At 64.5% G+C, this 24,516-nt stretch carries 20 protein-coding genes; 8 read left to right on the top strand and 12 right to left on the bottom strand.

Annotated elements, in window-relative coordinates; translation table 11 throughout:
• The first annotated feature begins 88 nt into the window (after window positions 1-88).
• From BLR94_RS11855 to BLR94_RS11865, 3 genes are all read left to right on the top strand, one after another.
• Window positions 89-1,366 carry an NAD(P)/FAD-dependent oxidoreductase gene (locus BLR94_RS11855; RefSeq protein ID WP_084304955.1) on the top strand — a complete coding sequence of 426 codons (1,278 nt, stop codon included), beginning with the start codon at window positions 89-91 and terminating at the stop codon, window positions 1,364-1,366.
• 208 nt (window positions 1,367-1,574) lie between these two features.
• Window positions 1,575-2,330, top strand: coding sequence for a gamma-glutamyl-gamma-aminobutyrate hydrolase family protein (locus BLR94_RS11860; RefSeq protein WP_084304956.1), 756 nt, complete (start codon window positions 1,575-1,577; stop codon window positions 2,328-2,330).
• 66 nt (window positions 2,331-2,396) lie between these two features.
• A complete protein-coding gene (locus BLR94_RS11865) occupies window positions 2,397-3,938 on the top strand; it encodes an APC family permease (protein WP_084304957.1) in 1,542 nt (513 codons plus the stop codon).
• A 65-nt stretch (window positions 3,939-4,003) separates the two neighbouring features.
• On the opposite strand, the gene leuA is transcribed toward BLR94_RS11865, so the two are convergent.
• Together leuA and BLR94_RS11875 are read right to left on the bottom strand one after the other, a co-directional pair.
• On the bottom strand, window positions 4,004-5,680 hold the full coding sequence (gene leuA, locus BLR94_RS11870) for a 2-isopropylmalate synthase (protein WP_084304958.1): 1,677 nt from the start codon (window positions 5,678-5,680) through the stop codon (window positions 4,004-4,006).
• Between the two features lie 347 nt (window positions 5,681-6,027).
• Window positions 6,028-7,278, bottom strand: a complete 1,251-nt coding sequence (locus BLR94_RS11875) for a mechanosensitive ion channel family protein (RefSeq protein ID WP_084304959.1) — start codon at window positions 7,276-7,278, stop codon at window positions 6,028-6,030.
• A 170-nt stretch (window positions 7,279-7,448) separates the two neighbouring features.
• On the opposite strand from BLR94_RS11875, the gene BLR94_RS11880 reads away from it, so the two are divergent.
• Entirely contained in the window at window positions 7,449-7,856 is a 408-nt protein-coding gene (locus BLR94_RS11880) for a DUF6491 family protein (protein ID WP_084304960.1), read from the top strand.
• A gap of 61 nt (window positions 7,857-7,917) precedes the next feature.
• Here the strand turns inward: BLR94_RS11880 and BLR94_RS11885 are convergent, their stop codons facing one another.
• The 6 genes from BLR94_RS11885 to xseA all read right to left on the bottom strand — a co-directional run bounded on the left by BLR94_RS11885 (window position 7,918) and on the right by xseA (window position 15,243).
• Complete coding sequence (locus BLR94_RS11885) at window positions 7,918-10,398, bottom strand: TonB-dependent siderophore receptor (RefSeq protein WP_084304961.1); 2,481 nt, start codon at window positions 10,396-10,398, stop codon at window positions 7,918-7,920.
• Window positions 10,399-10,546: 148 nt separating this feature from the next.
• Window positions 10,547-11,518 (bottom strand): FecR domain-containing protein, encoded by a 972-nt coding sequence (locus BLR94_RS11890; protein WP_084304962.1) that lies wholly within the window; start codon window positions 11,516-11,518, stop codon window positions 10,547-10,549.
• Entirely contained in the window at window positions 11,515-12,033 is a 519-nt protein-coding gene (locus BLR94_RS11895; RefSeq protein ID WP_084304963.1) for a sigma-70 family RNA polymerase sigma factor, read from the bottom strand. Before BLR94_RS11895 ends, BLR94_RS11890 begins: the two co-directional genes overlap by 4 nt.
• Window positions 12,034-12,195: 162 nt before the next feature.
• Window positions 12,196-12,864: a glutathione S-transferase gene (locus BLR94_RS11900; protein ID WP_084304964.1), complete on the bottom strand. Its 669-nt coding sequence runs from the start codon at window positions 12,862-12,864 to the stop codon at window positions 12,196-12,198.
• 116 nt (window positions 12,865-12,980) lie between these two features.
• The gene (locus tag BLR94_RS11905; RefSeq protein WP_084304965.1) at window positions 12,981-13,802 is read right to left on the bottom strand and encodes a peptidoglycan DD-metalloendopeptidase family protein; all 822 of its coding nucleotides are present in this window, start codon (window positions 13,800-13,802) and stop codon (window positions 12,981-12,983) included.
• Between the two features lie 61 nt (window positions 13,803-13,863).
• Entirely contained in the window at window positions 13,864-15,243 is a 1,380-nt protein-coding gene (gene xseA / locus BLR94_RS11910; RefSeq protein WP_084304966.1) for an exodeoxyribonuclease VII large subunit, read from the bottom strand.
• Between the two features lie 183 nt (window positions 15,244-15,426).
• Between xseA and BLR94_RS11915 the strand changes: the two genes are divergently transcribed.
• Both BLR94_RS11915 and BLR94_RS11920 read left to right on the top strand, forming a co-directional pair.
• Window positions 15,427-16,179, top strand: coding sequence for a response regulator transcription factor (locus tag BLR94_RS11915; RefSeq protein WP_084304967.1), 753 nt, complete (start codon window positions 15,427-15,429; stop codon window positions 16,177-16,179).
• Window positions 16,180-16,208: 29 nt separating this feature from the next.
• On the top strand, window positions 16,209-17,534 hold the full coding sequence (locus BLR94_RS11920) for a sensor histidine kinase (RefSeq protein WP_090423702.1): 1,326 nt from the start codon (window positions 16,209-16,211) through the stop codon (window positions 17,532-17,534).
• 89 nt (window positions 17,535-17,623) lie between these two features.
• On the opposite strand, the gene BLR94_RS11925 is transcribed toward BLR94_RS11920, so the two are convergent.
• The gene (locus tag BLR94_RS11925; protein ID WP_084304969.1) at window positions 17,624-18,523 is read right to left on the bottom strand and encodes a LysR family transcriptional regulator; all 900 of its coding nucleotides are present in this window, start codon (window positions 18,521-18,523) and stop codon (window positions 17,624-17,626) included.
• Between the two features lie 267 nt (window positions 18,524-18,790).
• Here BLR94_RS11925 and BLR94_RS11930 point away from each other — a divergent pair, with 267 nt between their 5' ends.
• Both BLR94_RS11930 and BLR94_RS11935 read left to right on the top strand, forming a co-directional pair.
• Window positions 18,791-19,732, top strand: a complete 942-nt coding sequence (locus BLR94_RS11930; protein WP_244158153.1) for an SDR family oxidoreductase — start codon at window positions 18,791-18,793, stop codon at window positions 19,730-19,732.
• Between the two features lie 22 nt (window positions 19,733-19,754).
• Complete coding sequence (locus tag BLR94_RS11935; RefSeq protein ID WP_084304971.1) at window positions 19,755-21,095, top strand: NTP/NDP exchange transporter; 1,341 nt, start codon at window positions 19,755-19,757, stop codon at window positions 21,093-21,095.
• Between the two features lie 35 nt (window positions 21,096-21,130).
• Here BLR94_RS11935 and BLR94_RS11940 read toward each other — a convergent pair whose 3' ends face one another.
• From BLR94_RS11940 to BLR94_RS11950, 3 genes are all read right to left on the bottom strand, one after another.
• The gene (locus tag BLR94_RS11940) at window positions 21,131-23,095 is read right to left on the bottom strand and encodes a TonB-dependent receptor domain-containing protein (protein WP_090423701.1); all 1,965 of its coding nucleotides are present in this window, start codon (window positions 23,093-23,095) and stop codon (window positions 21,131-21,133) included.
• 185 nt (window positions 23,096-23,280) lie between these two features.
• Window positions 23,281-23,934 (bottom strand): DUF7338 family protein, encoded by a 654-nt coding sequence (locus BLR94_RS11945; protein WP_139207439.1) that lies wholly within the window; start codon window positions 23,932-23,934, stop codon window positions 23,281-23,283.
• Window positions 23,931-24,509 (bottom strand): tail fiber assembly protein, encoded by a 579-nt coding sequence (locus BLR94_RS11950; RefSeq protein ID WP_084308978.1) that lies wholly within the window; start codon window positions 24,507-24,509, stop codon window positions 23,931-23,933. Before BLR94_RS11950 ends, BLR94_RS11945 begins: the two co-directional genes overlap by 4 nt.
• Window positions 24,510-24,516 lie beyond the last annotated feature (7 nt).

Below are 24,516 nucleotides of genomic sequence, written 5' to 3' on the forward strand. Positions count from 1 at the left end.
CTCGTCTGTTTTTGCCTTGCATGGCTCTAGCTCGCGAGGTCTCGAATGATTTATCCCAAGGCGGAGCATTGGAGTTAGGGAGTTTCACATGACTCAACACGTCGACAGTTACTACGCCGCCTCGCGCAATCCGCGAGTCGATTACCCCATGCTCGGCGAATCCGTCGAGACGGATGTCTGCGTCATCGGCGCCGGTTATACCGGCCTGTCCACGGCGCTGTTCCTGCTCGAGCATGGCTTTCGCGTCACCGTGCTGGAAGCCGCCAAGGTCGGCTTCGGCGCCTCGGGGCGCAACGGTGGGCAGATCGTCAACAGCTACAGCCGCGATATCGACGTCATCGAGCGCCAGGTCGGCGCACGCCAGGCACAGCTGCTCGGTGAGATGGCCTTCGAAGGCGGGCGCATCATCCGCGAGCGGGTCGCCAAGTATGGCATCCAGTGCGACCTGAAGGAGGGGGGCGTATTCGCCGCCATCACCGACAAGCAGATGGGCCACCTGGAGTCGCAGAAGAAGCTGTGGGAGCGCTACGGCCATACCCAGCTGGAACTGATGGACGCGCGCCGCATTCGCGAAGTGGTCGGCACCGAGCGTTATGTCGGCGGCCTGCTGGACATGAGTGGCGGTCATATCCATCCGCTCAACCTGGCGTTGGGTGAGGCCGCAGCGGTGGCCTCCCTGGGCGGCGCGATCTACGAACAGAGCCCGGCGACCCGCATCGACCGTGGCCCGCAGCCGGTGGTGCACACACCGAACGGGCAGGTGAAGGCCAGGTTCGTGGTGGTGGCGGGCAACGCTTACCTGGGCGGGCTGATGCCGGAACTGGCAGCCAAATCCATGCCCTGCGGCACTCAGGTGCTGACCACCGAGCCGCTGTCGGACGAGCTGGCCCATAGCCTGTTGCCGCAGGATTACTGCGTGGAAGACTGCAACTACCTGCTCGACTACTACCGCCTCAGCGCCGACAAGCGCCTGATCTACGGTGGCGGCGTGGTCTACGGCGCCCGCGACCCGGCGGACATCGAAGCGATCATCCGACCCAAGCTGCTCAAGACCTTCCCGCAGCTCAAGGACGTGAAGATCGATTACACCTGGACCGGCAACTTCCTGCTGACCCTGTCGCGCCTGCCGCAGGTCGGTCGCATCGGCGACAACATCTACTACTCCCAGGGTTGCAGTGGCCATGGCGTGACCTACACGCACCTGGCCGGCAAGGTGCTGGCCGAAGCACTGCGCGGTCAGGCCGAGCGTTTCGACGCGTTCGCCGGCCTGCCGCATTACCCGTTCCCAGGCGGGCAGTTGCTGCGGGTACCGTTCACGGCCCTGGGCGCCGTTTACTACCAGCTGCGCGATCGCCTCGGCATTTAGCCTGTTAGTGGGAGGCGCTTTCGTAGGGTGGACAACGCTCTTTTTGTCCACCGTTGCAATGCTGGACAGATCGGGCCGCGTAGGTGAAGCGTCGGCTACGCGCCCCGATCCACCCTAGGTCGCAGTCAATCAATGTCGTTCTATCCCGTGCTTCACGAGTAGATAAAGGTTCGTGAGCAGGCTTCAAGTCACATTGCGGAGAGTCAACATGTACCGTATGCCCCTGATCGGCGTTACTGCCTGCCGGCAGCAACTTGGCAAGTACGATTCGCACACCGTCGGCGACAAATACGTCGAGGCTGCGGCTTACGCTGGCTTGCCGCTGGTACTGCCAGCGCGCAGCACGCCGAGTGATCCGCAGCAATTGCTCGCGCAACTGGACGGCATCCTGTTCACCGGTTCGCCTTCCAACGTCGAGCCCCGTCATTACCAGGGCACGCCGAGCATCGAGGGCACTCAGCACGATCCGCGTCGCGACGCCAATACCTTGCCGCTGCTGCGCCTGGCGATCGACAAGGGTGTGCCGGTGTTCTGCATCTGCCGGGGCTTCCAGGAACTCAACGTGACCCTGGGTGGCACCCTGCACCAGCGGGTCCAGGAATTGCCTGGCTACCTGGATCATCGCGAGCCGCAGAGCGAGTCGCTCGCCGAGCAGTACGCGCCGCAGCATGGGGTGACCGTGCAACCGGGCGGGGCGTTCGAGCGCATCGGCCTGCCGTCGCAGTTTCAGGTCAATTCCCTGCACAGCCAGGGCATCGATCGTCTGGCCGACAGCCTGCGCATCGAGGCCCGGGCGCCCGATGGCCTGGTGGAGGCGGTGTCGATAGCGGGCTCGCCAGGCTTCCTGATCGGCGTGCAGTGGCACCCGGAGTGGCGCTTCAGCGAAAACCCCGAGTCGCTGAAGCTGTTCCAGGCATTTCGCGATGCCTGCCAGGCGTATGCGCAGACACGCCAAACACGCTGAATCCGCCCGAACCCTGTCGGGTTCGAGGCGCTCTGACGAACAATTCTAAAATGATGGCAGAGGCTTATGAGTGAATCATCGACCGTTCAGGGAAACCCGCTAGCTGCCGGTGGGGCGTCTTCCAAGGGGCTGGCGCAAGGCAAGGTCGGGCTGCTGGCCTGCGTGGTGCTGGGCATTTCCACCATTGCGCCGGTCTACACGCTGACCGGCGCCCTTGGTCCCACCGTCCGCGAAGTGGGTGTCTACCTGCCGGCGGTATTCATCGTCGGCTTCCTGCCGATGCTGCTGGTGGCGCTGGGGTACCGCGAGCTGAATGCGGCCGAACCGGACAGCGGCACCTCGTTCACCTGGTCGGCGCGGGCCTTCGGACCGATGATCGGCTGGATCGGTGGCTGGGGGCTGGTCACCGCCACGACCATCGTGCTCTCCAACCTGGCGGGCATCGCGGTGGACTTCTTCTACCTGTTTCTCGCCCAGTTGACCGGTCTGGACTGGCTGGCGGGTCTCACCCAGAATCTGTTGGTGAACATCGTCACCTGTTGCGTCTTCATCGCCATGGCGGTGTGGGTCTGTTGCCGGGGCATCGGCATGACCATGGGCGTGCAGTACACCCTGGTGGCCTTGCAACTGGTGGTGCTGATCGGTTTCGCCCTGGCCGCCTTCGCGGCGGCGCCGGACAGCTCGCCAGTGGTCTTCCATCCCGAGTGGTTCAACCCGTTCAACATCGACTCGTTCTCCGCTTTCGCCGCCGGCCTGTCGCTGTCGATCTTCATCTTCTGGGGCTGGGACGTCTGCCTGACGGTCAGCGAAGAGTCGGTGGGCAGCGAGAAGGTGCCGGGGCGCGCGGCGACCATCACCGTGCTGCTGATCCTCGCCCTCTACCTGTTCACCGCGGCGGCTACCCTGCAATTCGCGGGCACCGGCGATACCGGCCTGGGCCTGGGCAATGCGCAGATCCAGGAAAACGTCTTCGCCCACCTGGCCGGCCCGGTGATGGGGCCGCTGGCGATCCTGATGTCCATCGCGGTGCTGGCCAGCACCGCGGCGTCCCTGCAATCCACCTTCATTTCGCCGGCGCGCACGCTGTTGGCGATGGGCTATTACCGGGCCGTCCCGAAGCGTTTCGCCAGTGTGCATCCACTGTCGCAGACGCCACGCTACGCGACCATCGCCGCCGGCATCGCCACGGCACTGTTCTACGTGAGCATGCGCACCCTGAGCGAAAACGTGCTGGCCGATACCATCACCGCGCTGGGCATGATGATCTGCTTCTACTACGCGCTGACCGCCTTCGCCTGCGTCTGGTATTTCCGCCACAGCCTGTTCGACAGCCTGCGCCACTTCTTCATGCGCGGCCTGTGCCCGCTGCTGGGCGCGGTGATGCTGTCGATCATCTTCTGGCAGACCACCTTCGACAGCATGTCGCCAGAATTCGGCAGCGGTTCCCACATTGGCGGGCTCGGCCTGGTGTTCGTGATCGCCGTGGTGATCCTGCTGCTGGGCCTGGTGCTCATGTTAATCGCCCGCTGGCAGTCCCCGGCGTTTTTCCTCGGCAACACCCTGCAGCGGCAGGCGCGGCCGGCAAAAGCGCAACAGCAACACCCGTAGCCCCATCTGCTACAGAAACGACAAAGGGACGCCGAGGCGTCCCTTTGTGCATGCCGGGCTGACCCTCAGGCCGCCTGGGTTTTCCCGTCGGCCTGGCGAACGGCGCGGTTGAGGGCGCTGAACAGGGCGCGGAAGCTCGCCGTGGTGATGTTCTCGTCGATACCGATGCCGTGCAGCGGGCGTTGGCCGTCGAGGCGGATCTCGATGTAGCAGGCCGCCTTGGCGCTGGCACCGCCGCCGATGGCGTGCTCGTGGTAGTCCATGATCTCCACGGCTACCGGCAGGCTCGACACCAAGGCTTCCAGCGGGCCCTTGCCGGCACCGCTCCAGCGTTGCACGGTGCCGTCCACCTGCACTTGCACCTCGACGTTGCTGTCGCCGTTCTCTTCCTGCAGGCGATGGCCTTTGAGCTGGTAAGGCGCGCTGGCTTGCAGGTATTCGCGCTCGAGCAGGCCGTGAATCTGCCCGGCGGTCATTTCCAGGCCCAGGCGATCGGTCTCGCCCTGCACCACCTGGCTGAACTCGATCTGCATGCGACGCGGCAGGTTGATGCCGTATTCCTGTTCGAGCAGGAAGGTGATGCCACCCTTGCCGGACTGGCTGTTGACGCGAATTACCGCCTCGTAATCGCGGCCGATGTCGGCCGGGTCGATCGGCAGATAGGGGACTTCCCACAGGGTGCCCTCCTGCTGCTGGGCGAAGCCCTTGCGGATGGCGTCCTGGTGGGAGCCGGAGAAGGCAGTGTGCACCAGATCGCCGACATAGGGATGGCGCGGGTGCACCGGCAACTGGTTGCACTCCTCGACTACCTTGCGCACGGTGTCGATGTCGGAGAAGTTCAACTGCGGATCGACGCCCTGGGTGTAGAGGTTCAGCGCCAGGGTCACCAGGCAGACGTTGCCGGTGCGCTCGCCGTTGCCGAACAGGCAGCCCTCGACGCGATCCGCACCGGCCATCACGGCCAGTTCCGAGGCGGCTACGCCGGTGCCACGGTCGTTATGGGTGTGCACGCTGATCAGCACGCTGTCGCGCTTGTCGATATGACGGCCGAACCACTCGATCTGGTCGGCGTAGTTGTTCGGTGTGGCGCACTCGATGGTGGCGGGCAGGTTGAGGATCAGCTTGTTGGCCCGAGTCGGCTGGAACACGTCGATCACCGCGTTGCACACCTCTACAGCGAAGTCGATCTCGGTGGAGCTGAACACTTCCGGCGAATACTCGAAGCCCCACTGGGTGCCCGGTGTGGCGTCGGCGATACGCTTGATGGTGGTGCCGGCGGCCACGGCGATGGCCTTGACGCCCGACTTGTCCTGGTTGAAGACGATCTTGCGGAAGCTCGGTGCGCAGGCGTTGTAGTAGTGGACGATGGCTTTCTTGGCGCCCTTGAGCGATTCGAAGGTGCGTTCGATAAGGTCGTCGCGAGCCTGGGTCAGCACCTGGATGGTGACGTCATCCGGAATGTGACCGCCCTCGATCAATTCACGGACGAAGTCGAAATCGGTCTGCGAGGCGGACGGGAAGCCCACTTCGATTTCCTTCAGGCCCACGGCGAGCAGGCACTTGAAGAAGCGCATCTTCTTCTCGGCATCCATCGGCTCGATCAGCGACTGGTTGCCGTCACGCAGGTCGGTGGACAGCCAGATCGGCGCCCGGTCGATGATCCTGTCCGGCCAGGTGCGGTCCGGAATCTGGATCTGGGTGAAGGCACGGTACTTGTTCGAGGGGTCTTTGAGCATGCTCATGGAAAATTCCTGAAGACGAAGGCCGGCAACGGCCGAACTGAAAACAAAAAGATGAAGAGGGATAAGCGGGAGCGGGTTTGCCGACGTGCTTGGGCGCCAACAGACCCTAACGCAGTCGCTGGGCGACCAGGCAGAGGTTGGCGTGTTGCCGGAGGAGGATGAGGGTCTGCGATGCGTTCATGAACCTAACCCTAATCAGTGAGGGAAAAACTGGCAAGTACCTGAGAAAAATTGGTGGAAAAAACCGTTCGGGATCTGCCTGGGGTTTTTTATTGTGATTGTGGCCCTGGAAACGACCATTCGTTGCGCGGCGCGCAGACGGCCCGCAGAGCCCTCTGCGTCGTCGCTCATGCCGACGGCGGCAGGCTGGGGCGCAGCTCGCGCATATCGGCGCCGCTCGGGTGCTGGAACACGCGCAGGCCGAACTCCGGGAGGATCGCCAGCAGGTGGTCGAAGATATCCGACTGGTAGCCCTCGTACGGCACCCAGGCCACGGTGTTGGTGAAGCAGTACAGCTCCAGCGGCAGGCCATCGGCGGTAGGCTGCAACTGGCGGACGATCTGGGTCATGTTCTGGTTGATGCCCGGGTGCTGGCGCAGGTAGAGCTCCACGTAGGCGCGGAAGGTGCCGAGGTTGGTCACCCGCCGCGTGTTGGCCGGTTCCTGGGCGGCTTCGGCCAGTTCGGCGTTCCAGCTCAGCAACTCGCTCTGCTTGCTGCTCAGGTACTGGCCGAGCAGCAGGAAGCGCTGCAGGTGGGCGATTTCCTCGGGGCTCAGGAAGCGCACGCTGGTCTGGTCGAGGTACAGGCAGCGCTTGATACGCCGGCCACCGGATTCCTGCATGCCGCGCCAGTTCTTGAACGGGTCGCTGATGAAGCGCTTGGTCGGGATGGTGGTGATGGTCTTGTCGAAGTTCTGCACCTTCACGGTATGCAGGGCGATATCGATGACATCGCCGTCGGCATTCAGTTGCGGCATCTCGATCCAGTCGCCGACACGGACGATGTCGCTGGAAGAGATCTGTACGCTGGCCACCAGCGACAGCAGGGTGTCCTGGAAGATCAGCATCAGTACCGCGGCCATGGCACCGAGGCCGGAGAGCAGGATCAGTGGCGAGCGGTCGATCAGCGTCGCCACCATGAGGATCGCGGCGATGGCGTAGACCACGATGGAGACCACCTGCACATAACCCTTGATGGGTTTCAGGTAAGCGCTGGGGCGACGTTGGTAGAGGGTGTTGATCAGGTGCAGCACCCCGCCGATGGCCAGGGCGATGGTGAGAATGATGAAGGCACTGCAGACGTTGTCGACCACCGTGACCACGGCGGGCGGCAGGTGCGGGACCACCTTGATGCCGCTGGCCAGGATCAGCGCCGGCACGATATTGGCCAGGCGCGCGACTACATGGGAGTCCGCCAGGGCTTTATCCTGGCCCATGGCGGTGGATTTCAGCGCACGGTAGAGGCCGCGCACGAGAATGCGTTTGACGATCCAGTTGGCGATCCAGGCGCCGAGGATCAGCAGACTCAGGCTGATCAGGGTGTGCAGTTCGGGGTAGTTTTTCAGCCATTCGAGCGTGGCGTCGTAGTGCTCTTTCATCGCGTTCCTCAGCTTTCAGTCGAACCCGCTGCCAGAGAGTGCTCCGGTGCAGCGGCGACGTACCTTAGCAAAAGCGAATCACGATCAGGCGTTTCTGTCAGGTTTGTTCAATATTGAAGTGGCTGCGGCTATGCTCGAGGCTGAGTCGACAGCTCTCCAGGAACTCTCCTATGTCCCGAATCGGTTGTGGCGCCGTCATGCTGCTGACGCTCCTGCTCGGTGCCTGTGCGCAATCGCCGGCGCGAGATGAAAGTCTGCCGCTGGAGCAACGCCTGGCCGGCCTCGGCTACCGGCAGGGCGAAGGGGTGGATGCGGTGCAGCGCGTCGCTATCGACGGTTGGCAGTACCTGGACAAGACCCACATCATCCTCGGTGACGGCCCCGGGCGATCCTACCTGATCACGTTCTCGCGACCCTGCCGCAACCTGAATTTCAGCAATAGTCTGGGGTTCAGCACGACCGTGGGATCGCTGACACGGCTGGACCGCATCGTATCGAGCGACGGCAGCGGCTTTGCCGAACACTGCCTGATTGGCGAACTGCATCGTCTGGAAAAGCTGCCCAAACCGGGCAAGTGACTCCGTAAGTACGGCTTCCAGGTGAGCCGCTCCCGTAACAGGGCACGGGAGCGGAGGGCGATCAGAACTCGCCGCGCAGGGTCACGGCGAAGTTGCGGGGTTCGCCGTAGTAGTAGTTGGCGCCGGTTACGCCAATCTTCTCGTAGTAATACTTGTCGAAAAGGTTGTTGGCGTTGAGTTGTGCCGAGTAGTGCTCGTTGAAGCGGTAAGCGAGCATGGCGTTATACACCGCATAGCCTCCCTGTTCGGCACGGGCGGTTCTCGCTGTATTGCTTGCATAGGTGTCGCTTTGGGTCTGAACGCCACCGCCTGCCGTCCAGTTGGATAGCTGGCCCGGCAACTTGTACGAGGTGAACAGACGCAGCAGGTGTTTGGGGTCCGTGGTGCGAAGGGCATTGCCGGTATTGGCAGCGCTATCCTTGAGATACTCGCTGGTGGTGTAAGTGTATCCGCCTGTGACTTGCCAGCCCGGCGCCACCTCGCCAGACATTTCCAGTTCGACGCCTTCACTACGGCTCTTGCCCGATGCGCTCATGCAGGAACCCTGTGCAAACGTGGGCTGACAGGTAACGCCATTTGCGAGGGCTTCGGCGTCCTGCAGGCCTTTGCCTATGAGGTTGGTACGAAACACCGCGAGGGAGCTGTTCAGGCGTCCTTCATAGAATTCGCCCTTCAGCCCAAGTTCGTAAACTTCACCCGTCATGGGCTCAAGCAGAGAGCCCGAGGTGTCGTAGCTGGTTTGTGGCGCGAATATCTCGGTATAGCTGGTATAGGCACTGATGTTTTCGGTCAGGTCGTAGATCAGTGCTGCGTAGGGCACGAGCTCCTGAGTGACCTTGTAATCGCCAGTGGTGGATGTGAGGTTATCGAAGTCGTACCAGTTCAACCGTGCGCCGATGATGGCATTCAGCGGCTCGGCCAGCGACAGGTTCAAGCTCGCGTAGGTGGCTTTCTGAGTCGTGATGGTATGCGCCTGAGGATTCACCGTCGGGTTGATACGGTCTTTGTTGACCGTCGACGGATTCCAATTGCGCACATCTACCCCACGGGCGTTATAGCCCCATACGGACTCGTTGCCGATGGCGTCCGCTTCGTTCCATTCCGCGCCGGCGGTGAGTCGATGCTCACGCCCCAGCAGGTTGAACGGGCCATCCAGCACGGCACCGAGGTTGCTGTAGTTGGTTCTGCCGCCACCATCGCTGAAGTTGTAGTTAACGTCCCACAAATAAGGGTTGGTAGCGCCCACCGTTCTGGCCAGCGAGGTCTGCTGGAAGCCGTGGTCCTTGTAGGCAAGACGGCTGCGATTGCCGCTCAGCTTGAGAGTCCAGCCGCTGTCGAAGGCATGCTCGAGTTCGATGAAGGTATGTGCGTTGGTGCGGTCCCAGCGTGCCCAGTTCGCACCCAGAAAAGTCGAGCGCGAGAACGGCAATGGCGAACCATCGAAGTCAGGCACCAGGCCACCCCAGGCACCCGTTGCATCCATTTCCGTGTATTCGAAACCACCTGTCAGCGTGGTTCTGTCAGTGAGGTCTGCTGCCAGCACGGTATAGAGCAGGTTCTTGCGCTCCATGCGTGTGTCCTGGAAAAAGTCCTTGTCGCTGTGCACCGCAATGACTCGTCCACGGATAGCGCCGCCTTCGGTCAATGGGCCGGAGATATCGGCGGTGTAGCGGTTCGCGTCCCAGGAGCCAGCCGTGTAACTGGCCGAGCCCTGGACGTCGCGTGTCGGGCGTTTGCGCACCATGTTCACGGTGCCGGACGGGTTGCCGGAACCACGTAGCATGCCGCTGGCGCCACGCAGCACTTCCAGGTGATCGAGCGTGGCGACATCCGGCTGGATGAAGTTGCCATTGCGCGAATCGATGTTCAGGGTGGCACCGTCGAACTGCAGGGCGTCGATCTGGTAGCCCCGGGAGTAGTAGTTCACCCGCTCGCTATCGGTCTGGTCGACCACCACGCCAGGCGTCTGCTGGAGCATCTCCTTGAGGTTGGTCAGGTTCTGATCCTTCATGCGCTGTTCGGTCAGTACCGTCACCGACTGCGGGGTGCGGCGCAGCGACTGCGGCGTCTTGCCGATGCTGACCGCCCCGGTGGTGTACGAGCCACTGCCTTCGGTCGTGCCGCCCAGGCCGGTGCTGCTGATTGCGGTCGCGCCCAGCTCCATGGCGCTGCCGACGTCCAGGCGTTCGCCGAGAATGAAACTGCCGTTGCCCTGGTTCAGGGCCTCCAGATCGCTGCCTTGCAGCAACTGGTTCAGCCCTTCATGAGCCTCGTATTCGCCTTGCAGGCCCGGCGAGTTCTTGCCGGCGGTTTGCTGCGGGGTCGTCGCCAGGGTGATCCCGGCGGTACGGGCGAACTGGTTGAGGGCATCGGCCAGCGGGCCGGCAGCGATCGAATAACGCTTAACGCTGGCAGTGCTACCGGGCTCGTCCGCCAGCAGGGTGGCTGGGGCAGCGGCGAAACCCAGGGCTGCACCGAACAGGGCGTGGCGCAGGGCGCGATTGAGCGGAGTGAGGTGGGCGGCGTTTAAGCGTGGTTGCATGGGGCTCACTGTCGACGGAACGGCTATGAATAGGAATGGTTCTGATTCCTTGCCGAACCGTGTCGGCAAAGCCGACAGTTTTTTCCAACTTTTTCAGCGCGAGAACGACGCTCTTTTCAGCCTGCGCGCAGATGCGAGCCGGCTGGCGTCAGGCCGCTTCCACCCGAACCCACCAGCGCGTCAGGTACTGCACGCGAATCGGCAGGGTCTGCGCCATGACCCGCAACAGTTCATCCGTATCGCCGAGGCGGAACACGCCGGACAGGCGCAGATCGGCAACGCTGCGGGTGTAGCCGAGATGACCGTTGCGGTAACGGCCGACCTCGTCGAGAAAATCCTGCAAACGCATGTCGCGGGTGACGATCAGCCCTTCGCGCCAGGCGGAGGGGTCCATATCGTCACGCTCGAACGCTGACGCGCGGCCATCGGCGACCCGGTAACGAGTTCCGGAAGTCGCCTGAAAGGTTGGCAGCCCGGCCACCGCGACCTGACCCTGTTCGACATGCAGGTTGATACCGCCATCACCTATGCGCAGGCCGAAGCGGGTGGCCGGCTCAGCTCCTGCCCGGGCCTCGAACAATCCGTGCGGGGTACTGACCCGCAAGGGACGCTGGCTGTTGGCGGTGCCGCTGACGAACAGCTCGCCCTGGCGCAGCACGATCAGGCGCTGTCTGTCGTCGAGGCGTACATCCACGGCGGTGTCGGTGTTGAGGTCGAGTTCGTCACCGTGGCCGAGGGTCAGGTGGCGATGTTCGCCCACGGCGGTTGCCTGGTCCGCCAGTAGCGGCTGGACGATGGACAGATCCTTGGCCAGCCAGGCGCTGCCGCCCGCCACGGCAGTCAGCGACAGCAGCTTGAGTGCCTGTCGACGACGCAGGCGCATGGCCGAGTTTTCCAGCGTATCGACGGTGCCTGCCGGCAGGGTGCGCAGATCCTGGCTCAACTCGGCATGCATGCCGCTGACCCGCTGCCAGGCGCGTTCGTGGCCGGCGTCCTCGCGTCGCCATTGTTCACACTGGCGACGCAGCGCCGGGGCGTCGTCCTGCTGCAGGCGCATCAGCCAGCCGATCGCCTGCTTGACCCGGCGTGCTTCGGCATCCTTGTTGGCCAGGTCGCTCATGCATCATCGCCATAGCGCAGCAGATAGCAGTGATACAGCGCGTCGGCGATATAGCGCTCTACGGAGCGAACCGATACACCCAGACGCTCGGCGATTTCCCGGTACGACAGGCCTTCGCACTGGGCAAGCAGAAAGGCGGTGCGAACCCGGGGTTTCAGGCCGTCGAGCATCAACGCGATGCGTTCGAGCAGCTCCAGCACCAGCTCCCGGGATTCCGGCGAGGGCGCCTCCGCGTCCGAGAGGTGCGCGATGCTCTCCAGCCAGGCGCGCTGCAGCTCTTCACGGCGCCAGTGATCGATCACCAGGCCGCGGGCAACAGTCCGCAGAAACGCGCGGGGCGTATCGATGGCGCTCAGGTCGCAGCGCTGGATGACCCGCACAAAGGTGTCGTGGGCGAAATCCGCCGCATCGCTGGCATTGCCGAGGCGGCCGCGCAACCATGTCTTCAGCCAACCGTGGTGGTCGCTGTAGAGAGCATGGATGGCAGCGTGGCGAAGAGGCTGTGGGGCAGGCATGAAAAATTGAGCACGGGTCTGATAATGCCTCGCATTGTCATTGCCGCGACGGTTCTTTGCAATGCCATGGGTCGGCGGGTGACGGCTGGCGGCCGTTAACCCGCAGGCACCGGCGCGGGATGTGCTGCTGACGGGCTGCGGTAAGCTCGCACCGGCAGTCATTCACTGCGCGTAGGCGTATTCCCCGCCTTTGTCCAGCGCGCGCCGGTAGGCAGGGCGGGCGTGGATACGCTCGAGAAAGGCCGTCAGACGAGGACGACTGGTGTCCAGGCCCGCGCGTGCGGCGGCGGCTTCCAGGGGGAAGCTCATCTGGATATCGGCTGCGCTGAACTGCTCACCGGCGAACCAGGTGCTCTTGCCCAGCTCGTTTTCCAGGTAGTCGAGGTGCAACTGCAACTGTGGGGCGACGAAGGCGTTCCGGACCTTCTGCGCGATGCCACGGGCGATGGGTTTGACGAAGAACGGCATCGGGCTGTTTTCCACCTTGTCGAAGATCAGCTTGAGCAGCAGCGGCGGCATGGCCGAGCCTTCCGCATAGTGCAGCCAATAGGTGCAGCGCAGGCGCTCGGCGCTGTCGGCGGGGGGAAGCAGGTGCGGGCCGTAGCGGGTGGCGAGGTAGTCGATGATGGCGCCGGATTCGGCCAGGGTCAGGTCATCGTCGGTAACCACCGGCGACTTGCCCAGTGGGTGCACGGCGCGCAGCTCCGGCGGGGCCAGCAGGGTATTGGGGTCGCGCTGGTAACGCTGGATCCGGTACTCCAGGCCCAATTCCTCGAGCAGCCAGAGGATGCGCTGCGAGCGTGAGTTGTTCAGGTGGTGGACGGTGATCATCGTGGCTCCTGGTCAAGGCAGGTTGAGCGATTGCCCGGTACGGCGGCCATTCAGGCCGACCGGCGGGTAGCCGTCAGGTTAGACGCGAACCTGTGGCGCTGCCGACAGGCGTTGCATCAAGGCTTGAAGGCGCCGATGAAGATCGCCGGGTCGACCCGCGCGTCGTTGAGGCTGACGTTCCAGTGCAGGTGCGGCCCGGTGGCGCGGCCGGTAGCGCCGACCTTGCCGAGTACGCCGCCGCGTGGCAGTTCGTCGCCGACCTTCACGCCGATCTCCGACAGGTGGCAGAACATGCTGATCAGGCCCTGGCCGTGGTCGACGAACACGGTCTTGCCGTTGAAGAAGTAGTCGCCCAGCAGAATCACCTTGCCGGCTGCCGGCGCCTTGATCGGCGTACCGCGGTTGGCGGCGAAATCCAGCCCGGAGTGCGGATTGCGCTCCTCGCCATTGAAGAACCGGCGCAGCCCGAAGGGGCTCGACAGCGGGCCGCTGACCGGCTTGTCGAACAGCAGGTTGCTCGGTTGCCGCGGGCTGAACTGCCGGTAGGCGCGGGTCTGCTCGGCCAGCTCGCGCTCGATGCGTGCGAGGTTCTTGGCGTCGGGATTGACCTGCTGCTGGTTCTTGAGAGTGATGCGCTGCTCGACGTAGTGCTTGCTGCCGACCTGAAAACTCAGGCGCTGGCCGCTCGATTCGATCTGCTGTGCGCCGGGTTTGACGCTCAACGCAATGCCGACGATGGCGATCCAGCGTTGGCCCTCTTCATGCACCACCAGCACCGGCTTGCCCTGGTAGGTGGCGCGGGGCGCGGTGGGCGAGGTGCCCAGGTCGACCACCGCAACGCCACCGGGCACCGGCTTGTTCAGCAAGCGGCTGATGAAGCCTTCGGCGTGGCTGGGCAGGGCGAGGCAGAGGGTGAGCAGCAACAGCAGGGGACGCATTGATTTTCCTTCTTATCGAGACGGGGAAACGCGCTGTCGGAGGGCGAGGGTGACCCGTTCCTCAATCCAGCAGCGAAAGCGTGACGGGCGCGACATGATTGTCCTCGACGCGTACGTCCAGTTCGCCTTCGCCCAGGCGTGCCTTGAGGCGTTGCCCGGGCTGGGTGGCGGCGGCGCTGCGGATGGCCCGGCCACGGTCGTCGAGCAGGATGCTGTAGCCGCGGCCGAGGGTCGCCAGCGGGCTGACCACGTGCAACGTCTGCATCTGGCTCTGCAGCAGCAGACGGCGGGCCTTGAGGCCTTCCTTCATGGCCCTTGGCAGACGCTCGGCGAGGCTGTCGAGGCGCTGGCGCAGCAGCGCGAGGTGACGTCCCGGATGCTGGCCGGCCAGGCGTGCCTGCAACTGCGCCAGCTGGTGGGCACGCTGATTGAGCTGCTGCGCATGGGCGCGGCGCAGGCGCATGTCGAGATCGTCGAGGCGCTGGGCCTGCTGGCGCAGCCGCTCACCCGGGTGGCGCATGCGCCGGGTCAGGCCGTCGAGGCGCATGCGTTCACGGGCCAGGCGGCCGTTGATGGCCAGGGTCAGGCGGCGCTGCAGCACCGTGACCCGTTGCACCAGGTCGTCGCTATGGGGTGCCAGCAGTTCGGCCGCGGCTGACGGCGTAGGGGCGCGTACGTCGGCGACGAAATCGCTGATCGACACATCGGTCTCATGGCCGACCGCACTGACGATGGGCGTGACGCAGGCTGCCACGGCGCGGGCCACGGCTTCTTCGTTGAAGCACCAGAGGTCTTCCAGGGAACCGCCGCCACGGGCCAGGATCAGCGCATCGAAGCCCTGGGCATCCGCCAGCTTCAAGGCGCGCACGATCTGCGCCGTGGCCTCGCGACCCTGCACGGCGGTGGGGATCAGGCTCAGTTCGACCTGGGGGGCGCGGCGGCGAAACACGCTGATGATGTCGCGGATCACCGCGCCGGTGGGCGAGCTGACGATGCCGATGCGTCGTGGGTGCGCGGGCAACGCCCGTTTGCCTTCGCTGGCGAACAGCCCCTCGGCCCCCAGCTTTTCCTTCAGCGCCTCGAAGGCCAGGCGCAGCGCGCCGTCGCCGGCCGGCTCCACGGTATCGAGAATCAGCTGATAGTCGCCACGGCCCTCGAACAGCGAGACCTTGCCGCGTACCTTGACCGCCAGGCCGTCACGCAGTGCCTGGCGTACCCGCGCAGCATTCTGCCGGAACAGCGCACAGCGCACCTGGGCCTGGCTGTCCTTGAGGGTGAAGTAGACATGCCCGGAGGCCGGTCGCGCCAGGTTGGAAATCTCGCCCTCCACCCAGATACCGCCGAAGACATCTTCGAGCAGCAGGCGCGCACGGTTGTTGAGCTGGCTGACGCTGAGCACCTCGCGGTCGAGGTTCAGGCGTTGGAACGGGTCTTTGATCATGGGCGGCATCATAAGCCGAGGCGCGTGTGGCCGAAACCGTGCGTCATCAAATGAAGCGGATACGCCAGTCTTCGACGCGACGTCGCTGCAGTTGCAGCGGGCTCTGGAGTATCATCGGCATGCAAATGATAATCCTCCGCACAGGTGGCCTGCTCGCTCAGGCTGCGACTGCCCCGAGCCATCATGAATCCGACTTCTCCGCTCCCCGCACCGCGTGTTCTGGTGGTCGACGACCACCGCAAGATTCGCGAGCCGCTGGCCGTTTACCTGCGCAAGCACGCCTTCGACGTGCGTACCGCGGAAAGCGCCGAAGGCATGTGGCAGTTGCTCGACGGGCAGCCGTTCGACGTGGTGGTGCTGGATGTGATGTTGCCCGACGGCGATGGCTTCGAGCTGTGCAGCCGCCTGCACCGGCGCAACGGCGTACCGGTGATCCTGCTGACCGCCCGCGATGCCATCAGCGACCGTATCCGCGGGCTGGACCTGGGCGCCGATGATTACCTGACCAAGCCCTTTGAACCACGTGAGCTGGTGGCACGCCTGCACAGCGTGCTGCGGCGGCGTGGCCGCGGCGCCGGCGAACCGGCCCCCCTCGAGCCAGCGCCACGGCCACTGGTCCGTCACTACCGGTTCGCCGGCCTGGCGTTCGCCAGCGGTAGCGGCAGCCTGAGCGACGGCAGCGGGCAGTCGACCCGCCTGAGCACGGCGGAAGGCCGTTTGCTGCAGGTCTTCCTCGACCACCCGAACCAGCTTTTGGATCGCGCCCGACTGATCGACCTGACGGCCCGCCCGGACAGCGATGTGTTCGACCGTACCATCGACCGCCAGGTCAGCCGCCTGCGTCGCAAGCTGACCGACAGCGCCGGCTGTGACGACCTGCTGCGTACCGTGTGGGGCGGCGGTTACATGTTGGTGGCGGACGTGACGCGTTCATGAGTCTATTGTCGCGGCTGTGGCCGCAGCGGCTGGTTCATCAGCTGGCGGTGTTGCTGATCCTTGCGTTGCTGGCTTCCCACGGCATTGCCGTCCTGCTGCTGCAGCGCACCGGCGCACTGGTGCATCCGCTGTCCCGCGCCCAGGTACTGGAGCGACTTGGCACCGCTTACCAGGCGGCAGTGCAGCTGAATCCGCACGATGGCGAGCGCTTGCTGATGTCGCTGGGCGGTGTCCAGGCGCGTTTCTGGATCGCCGCCGAGGCGGATGTTCCGCGCTTCGAGATGCATCCGGAAGAGCGCCGCCTGACCCTCGAGTTGGCCAATGAACTGCGGGTTGCCGCAGGGCTGATCCACATGCAGCTCGAACGCATCGGCGGCGGGCCGGCGCGCGTGGGAGTGCTGAGCCCTGCCGGCTGGGAGTCGTTGCGCCTGCGCAGCAGCATCCGCTTGCCATCGGGGCGCTACCTCAATGCGCTGCAGCATCCGTCGGGCGCTTATGAGTGGGGGCGCCTGCTGGCGTATGCCCTGCCAGTGAGCATCGTGCCGATCCTGTTGATCCTGCTGTTCTTCGTGGCCCGCGTGGTACGCCCGTTCAGGACGCTGGCCGCCGCCACCGAACGCATCAGCCGCGGCGAGCGGGTCGCCGCCCTTTCGTTGTCCGGCCCGCGCGAGGCTCGGGAGCTGAGCCAGGCGTTCAACCTGATGCAGGAGCGCCTGGCGCGGCACGTCGAAGGGCGCACGCGGATGTTCGCGGCGCTGAGCCACGACCTCAACACGCCTCTCACTGAACTGCGCCTGCAACTGGAACTGCTCGATGACGGTCCCTTGCGTGACGACTTGCTCGACAGCCTCGACGAGTTGCGCGCCATGGTCGCCGAGACGCTGGGCTTCATCCGCGACGATGCCGTGCAGGAGGCCACGGTACGCCTGTCGCTGAGCGGCCTGCTCGATGACCTGGCGCGGCGTTATCGCACCTTGGGGCGGCCGGTCAATTGGCAGCCGGGGCCCGAGGTGTTTTGCCGTTGCCGCCCGCTGGCGCTCAAGCGGGCGCTCACCAACCTGATCGACAACGCCCTGCAACATGGGGGGGACGCCGTGATCAGCCTGGAAACTAGCGCAACGGGCGAGATAAGCCTGGAGGTCCTCGACCATGGGCCGGGCATCGATCCGGCGCGACTGGAACAGGTATTCGAGCCGTTCGTGCAGTTGAATGCAGAGAAAGGCGCGAGGGGGCTGGGCCTCGGGCTGGCCATCGCGCGTGCTTGCGTGCACGCCCACGGCGGCGAGCTGACCCTGGAGAATCGCCCGCCTGCCGGCCTGTGCGCGGTGGTGCGTCTGCCGGCGGAGGGTTGTTGATTCGATAGATTCATCGCACCGCGCCCGCTCCGTAGCCTGGCGTAGAGCGAAGCTAAACCCAGGGCGCTATCTCGCTGACATTGATGCGCTCAGCCATGGTTTTCGGCCTTGAGGAAATCCACGAATGCCCTGAGTGGCGAGGGCACGTGGCGGCGGTCGTTGTAATACAGGTAGGGGCCATCGAATGCCTGCCACCAGCCTTCCAGTACCGGCACCAGGGTCCCCTGTGCGAACAGCGGCCCGAGGTATTCTTCGAAGGTGTAGATGATCCCCACGCCGCCGATGGCGGCGCCCACTTCCAGGTCCTGGGACGAGGAAAGCAGCGGCCCCTGCGGCGCTACGCGCACGGTGGCGCCGTCCTTTTCGAACTCCCAGACACCCAGCTTGCCGCTCTCGAAACGATGACCGATCAGCCGGTGGTCGAGCAGGTCGCGGGGATGCAGCGGCGTGCCGTTTTTCGCCAGATAGGCGGGGGATGCGGCGGCCACGAAGCGCTGCCGCCGCGGCCCGATGGGCACCGCGATCATGTCCTTGGCGACGCTTTCTTGGTAGCGAACCCCCGCGTCGTAGCCGGCAGCGATAACGTCGATGAAGGTGTTATCCATCGCCACTTCCACGCTCACGCCGGGATAGCGCTGCAGAAAAGCGGGGATCATCTGCGGCAGCACGAAACGGGCGATCGGCACCGGGACGTTGAGGCGCAGCGTGCCGACCGGGTGTAGCGCATCGTCGTCGAGGTCACTGAAGGCGGCGCCGATTTCGTCGAGGGCAGGGCGCAGCCTCTCCAGCAGGCGGGCACCCACTTCCGTGGGAGATACGCTGCGAGTCGTGCGGTTGAGCAGCCTGACGCCCAGGTCGCTTTCCAGCCGGCGCACGCAATCGCTGATCGAGGACGCCGGCATGCCGCGCTTCTGCGCTGCAATCCGGAAGCCACCGGCCTCTACCACTGCAGCGAACAGGGCGACATCCGTCAGGTTGGGCTGGCGCATGGCCGGACTCCAGAAAGGAAAACTGGATTGTACGAGTGGCCGTACATAGCGTCCATTTTTATACGGCTTATCGCGGGTAATCCACGGGTGAACAATGCGTCACGTCGACGTGCCGCCTTGCCGTGGTCGTCGGATCATTCCCTACGTGAGGATCGAACCATGACAGAGACAACCCTGCGGATGGCTTCCATAAGCGCCGCCAGCGCTGCCTGGCGCAAAGGCCTGGCGACCATTGGGCTGGCCCTGAGTTGCGTGCTGGAAGCTGGCATGAGCAGTGCACAGAGTCAGCCGAAGCCCGACTGGAGCCTGTCGGATATGCCGTCGCAGAGCGGGCGTATCTTTCTGGTCACCGGCGGTACCAGCGGCATGGGCTATGAAGATGCCAAGGCGCTGGCAGCGGCGGGTGCCGAGGTGGTGATTGCCGCACGCAACCCCGAGCGCGGCAAAGAAGCTATCGCCCGCATCAAGCAGGAAGTTCGTGGTGCTCAGGTGCAGTTCGAGGCGGTCGATCTGGCTGACCTGGCGTCGGTCAAGGCGCTGGGCGAACGCCTCAATGCGACCTTGCCGCGCCTCGATGGGCTGATCAACAACGCCGCCATCATGGCGCCGCCAGAGCGTGCCACGTCGGCCGATGGCTTCGAGCTGCAACTGGCCACCAATTACCTGGGGCACTTCGCCCTGACCGGCCATGTGCTGCCGTTGCTGCGCAATAGCGATTCCCCGCGGGTGGTGACCCTGGCCAGCATCGCGGTCGCCCGGGGCCGTATCGACTTCGCGGACCTGCAATCCGAGCAGGCCTACAACCCCTATGCGTCCTATGCCCAGTCCAAGCTGGCGGTGCTGATCTGGGCCTTCGAGCTGCAACGCCGCAGCCAGGCGCAGGGTTGGGGTATCCAGAGCATTGCCGCGCATCCGGGGGTTGCCGTGACCGAGCTGATCGAGCGTGGCCCGGGGCTGGACAGCGACTTCGGACGCAACTGGGCCAAGGACCGCGAGCGCTATCACTCCGCCGCCCAGGGGGCATTGTCGACCCTGTACGCGGCCACCGCGCCCGCCGCCCAGGGTGGTGCCTACTATGGGCCGACCGGTGAAGAGGAGAAACGCGGGCCGCTGGGCCTGGCCAGCGTTCCTGATGCCGCCAGGGATGCTGTTGCGGCGGCCCGTCTGTGGCAGGTTGCCGAGCAGTTGACCGGTGTCGCCTACCGGTGAGCCCCGTGGCAGGAGTGTCATCATGTTCTCAGCAACCCTGACGCGGCGCCTCGGCGCTGCCATCAACGCCGAACGCCACGAGCTGAATCCCGCGCTTGCGGGGTTCGCCCTGTTTTTCTGTCTGTTCTCCGGCTATTTCATGCTGCGGCCCATTCGCGAGTCGATGGGCATCATGGCCGGTATCGACAACCTGCAATGGCTGTTCACCGCGACATTCTTGGTCATGCTGGTGGCCGTGCCGTCGTTCGCCTGGCTCAGTTCACGGGTGCCGCGTATCCACTTCGTGGATTGGGTCTACGGGTTCTTTTGCCTGAACTTGCTGGCCTTCGCCGGGCTGTTTCAGCTCGCTGACGACAACGTCTGGCTGGCGCGGGTGTTCTACGTGTGGATCTCGGTCTACAACCTGTTCGTGGTGTCGGTGGCCTGGAGCCTGATGGCCGATGTGTTCGACGGGCGCCAGGCCAAGCGGCTGTTCGCCTTCATCGCTGCCGGCGCCAGTGTCGGCGGCCTGGTCGGGCCGGCGATGAGCGCGCTGCTGGTCGGCATCGTCGGCCAGTCCGGCTTGGTCCTGCTGGCAGGGGCACTGCTCGGCATCGCCCTGGCGCTCAAGGCACCGCTGATGCGCTGGCGGGAAGTCGGCGGAGCCGGCAGGCCGGGTGCTGCACCTACGGAGAGCACCCGCAAACCGGTGACGGGCAATCCGTTCAGCGGCCTGACCCGGGTATTGCAATCGCCTTACCTGCTGGCGATCGCCGGGTTCGTGGTGCTGCTCGCCAGCGTGACGACCTTTCTGTACTTCGAGCAGGCGCGCCTGGTGGCCGAGCGCTTTCCTGGCCGCGAGGCGCAGATCCGGGTATTCGGCATCATCGATGTGATCGTGCAGGCCGGTGCCTTGCTGTCCCAGGTATTCATCACCGGGCGCATCGCTCAGAAAATGGGCGTGCGCATGCTGCTGGCGATCGTGCCGACGCTGGTCTGCGTGGGTTTCATCGGGCTCGCCCTGGCGCCGACCTTCGCCATGCTGGCAGCGCTGATGATCGTCAGGCGCATCGGTGAGTACGCCTTCGTCAGGCCTGGCCGGGAAATGCTCTTCGCCCCGCTGGATGCCGAGAGCAAATACAAGGCGAAGGGCTTTATCGACACGGTCGTCTATCGGGCTGGCGATGCGATCAGCGGCTGGCTGAAGAGTGGCCTGGACCTGCTCGGCCAGGGCGCGGTTCTGGTAGCGCTGGCAGGCGCTGTCTGTGCCTTGGTCTGGGGAGCGCTCGGCTGGTACCTGGGCAGGCAGGCCGACGAACTGGGCAGGCGTGCTACGCCTGAGGCGAAAGAGGGTACGAAGGTGGTGCTCGTCAGTCACTCGTGACCGTTCCCACGCGGAGCGTGGGAACGGTCAGGTCATCAGAAGTCCAGCGACGCACCCAGCCAGTAGGTACGGCCATAATTGACCGTGCCGTCGTCCTCGTCGTTGAGGCGTTTGTTGCCCAGGTTGTAGACGGCCGAATTGAGCGTCAGGCTCTGCGTCAGCTTGTACGAGCCACCGATGTCGGCAGTGGTGTAGGCGCGGGACGATTGGCCGGTCAGCGTGGCGCCATATTCCTCGCCGCTGTAGTTGCTGGCAGCCCAGGCCAGGGTTCGGTCATTGATATCCCAGTCAGCACGCAGGCTGGCCTTGCGCTTGGGCGTCAGGGACAGCGGCCGGCCCTTGTCGACGCCGCTCTTCTGCTCGGAATCCAGGTAGGTGAAGTTACCCTTGATCGCCACGTTGGCCAGCGCCTGCCAGCTGCCGCTCACCTCCAGGCCACGGATCACCGCCTTGTCGACGTTGACCCGCTCCATCACGGTCAGGCCCTGCCACTGTTCGGTGGTGGTGACCGTGGACAGCTTGTCCTTGAAGTCGTTGTAGAACAGCGTGGCGCCGGCCGACAGGTCGTCACGGTTCGACCACATCGCGCTCAACTCGTAGTTGGTGCTGCTCTCGGGCTTGAGGTTGGAATTACCGAATTGCACGAAGCGGTTGCGGCGCACCACCGCGTAGTCGTCGATCACCGCGCGCAGTTCCGGCGCCTTGAAGCCACGGGCCACGCCACCTTTCAGCGTCCACTGGTTATCCAGGTGCCAGACGCCATAGACGCGTGGATTGACGTGGCTGCCGTACTGCTCGTGATGATCCAGGCGCACGCCGGTGGTCAGGGCGAAATCGTCGGTGATCGACCATTCGTCTTCGGCGAACAGGGCCTTCTGTACCACCGAGTATTCTTCGTTCTCACGCTCGCGGGAGGTGCCGCGGTTGGCCTGGTTCCAGTCGCTCAGCGTGGCTTCGTTCCACTGCACGCCGGTGGTGGTGACGTGGTAATCGGTAGGAATCACCAGCTTGCCGTCCAGCACGCGATTGCGGATCTCCGGCTTGCGGCCGAACACGTCGGCCTGCGCTGGCGTTGCCTTGCCCTCGCGGCTGGTGGTTTCCTCGGCGAACGACAGTGTCGAATCCGCCCAGCCCCAGCGGCCTTCGTGGGTCAGCGACCAGTGATCACGGTCGTTATCCTGCTCGCGGGTCGACCAGTTGGCGCTGAGACCATCGCCATTCTTCAGGCGCGAGGCGCCCGCTTCGAGCAGGACGTCATGGTTCTCGCTCGGCGTCAGCGCCAGGCGCGCGGTCAGGCTCTTGTTGTCGGACTTGGCGAAGCCTTCGTTGGCTTCGACGTCGTCATCGGCCTGGCGGTCGAGGTAGCTGCCCCACACCTGCAGGCCGAGCACCTCGTTGATCAGCGGGCCATTGAGGTAGAACTGGGTATTGCGGGCATTGCCCTGATCGCTGTTCGGGCGCGCCGAGTAATCGTAGGAAATGTTGCCGCCCCACTCGGGCGATACCTTGCGGGTGATGATGTTGATCACCCCGCCGATGGCATCCGAACCGTACAGTGACGACATCGGCCCGCGGACCACTTCGATGCGCTCGATGGCCGCGGCCGGCGGCACGAAGCTCTGCTCGTAGCCACGGTTGCCATTGACCCGCGAATCGCGTCCGCTCTGGCGCTTGCCGTCGACCAGGATCAGCGTGTAGTCGCCGGGCATGCCACGAATCTGGATGTCGGTCTCGTTGGCACCGCCGTTGACCACCACGCCTTCCACGTCGCGTACCGCGTCAGCGAGGTTCTGCACCGAGCGCTTGCGCAGGTCGTCGCCGCTGATCACGGTGACCGACGCCGGGGCGTCTTCCAGGTTCTGGGCGAAGCCGGAGGCAGTGACCACCATATCGTCCAGCTCCACGGTGTCGGCATGGGCGAGGGTGCTGCCAGTGGCCAGGCAGAGCGTCGCCAGGCGGATCAGGGTGCCGACGGGGCGGCGAGGGAAGGGCGCGTGCATGGATTACTCCTTAGGAATCGTTTGCAGGCGCGAATCCTATGCATCCCTGGCAGCGAAGGTTGGACAAAGTGAGACAGCGAGGTGCGTGTAAGCGCGCGCCGGTTTTGGCACTGAGCTGCATTGGGATTGGCACCGCTGCCCACCACATGCCACCTAGTTTTTAGCGGGAGGTTTGGCACCCAGCCTCAGGCAATGTTCTTCCAAGGATTCACCTCGAAGGTGAAGCCCTTCCATTGCCTGGACAGGTCGCCGCTGTAGTCCTCGGCCCAGTCGCTTGGCTCACCCTTGAAGCCCAGTTGCACGACCATGGCACGGCGGTCGCTCCAGGTCTTCACGTAGTACAGCCCGCAGTATCTGCGCCCTGACTCGCGATGCGTGGCGGTGAGGAAGCGCAGGCCACCCTGGTCGGGCTTGTCCTTGACCACTTCGTCGCCCCAGAACTGGTAGTCGCATTCGGTGACCGGGCAGCCCATTAGATGGGTAAACCGAGCATTGTTCGCGGGGTTGCGGTAGACCAGCCAGGCGAACATCGAGAACCAGTTATAAGCCCCGAGCCCGAACGGTGCGTTAGCGTGCCACCAGCCACGCTTGTCGCCGATAGCACCGTCGCGGTCATTGCTCCAAAGCCACGCCCAGCCTGGCAAGGTGACCAGCAGCCAGTCCCCTGTCGCCGTAGTGAATGGCTGGCGTGTCGATTCGTTGGTACGACGCCATGGCAGTGCCAAAGGCACGACCACCAGACCTGCCACTATCAACACTGCTCGCAGCACGAGTAGGCCCAGGGTTTTTAGCACGGCGGCGCTAAGTAGGCGCCAGTTGAGTTCTAGCGCTGCGCTCATGCGACGTCCTTGGTTGGGCTGGCCGGCCATTGAATTGAATGAGGGTAAGCATCCAGTGATACACGGTTGAGTGCGACGCGGTAGCGCTTCCATGCGTCCAGCTCGACGCGTTCGGCTTCGGTGGCGTCCTCAAGATCGGCGGCATCCTGAAGTGGTGCGATACGTGCGGCGGCCTCCGCTTGCAGGCGGTTGCGTTCGAGTACGGCGGCGCTGATGAACGCGGTACGGGCCGATTCTTCGTCGAAGACCCAGATGCCGCCCTGCCATGTGTGGTGCAGGCTTGGCCGCGGCTGGGTGGTGAAGCCTTCAGGTAGCGGCCCAAGCTCGGCGTGCTCGCGAGGTTGGCCGGAGTCGGTGCTGTAGATGGTGCCGCGGTTGTCCTCGAGCAGCTCCCAGCGGGTGTGCTCGATGCGGCACGCCACGCAGCCCGCGACAGGTGCGGGCGGCTCGGCCAAGGTCGCCAGGCCCGGAACCAGCCATTTGTCGGGGTTCACGGGATCGGGATCGGCGAAGCCGGTACCGAGCAATTCGCCGGTGTGGCCGTGGTAGTGGTAAACAACGGGTGCGGTAGTCATAGGCGAC

This window comes from Phytopseudomonas flavescens, assembly GCF_900100535.1.
GTDB lineage: Bacteria > Pseudomonadota > Gammaproteobacteria > Pseudomonadales > Pseudomonadaceae > Aquipseudomonas > Aquipseudomonas flavescens.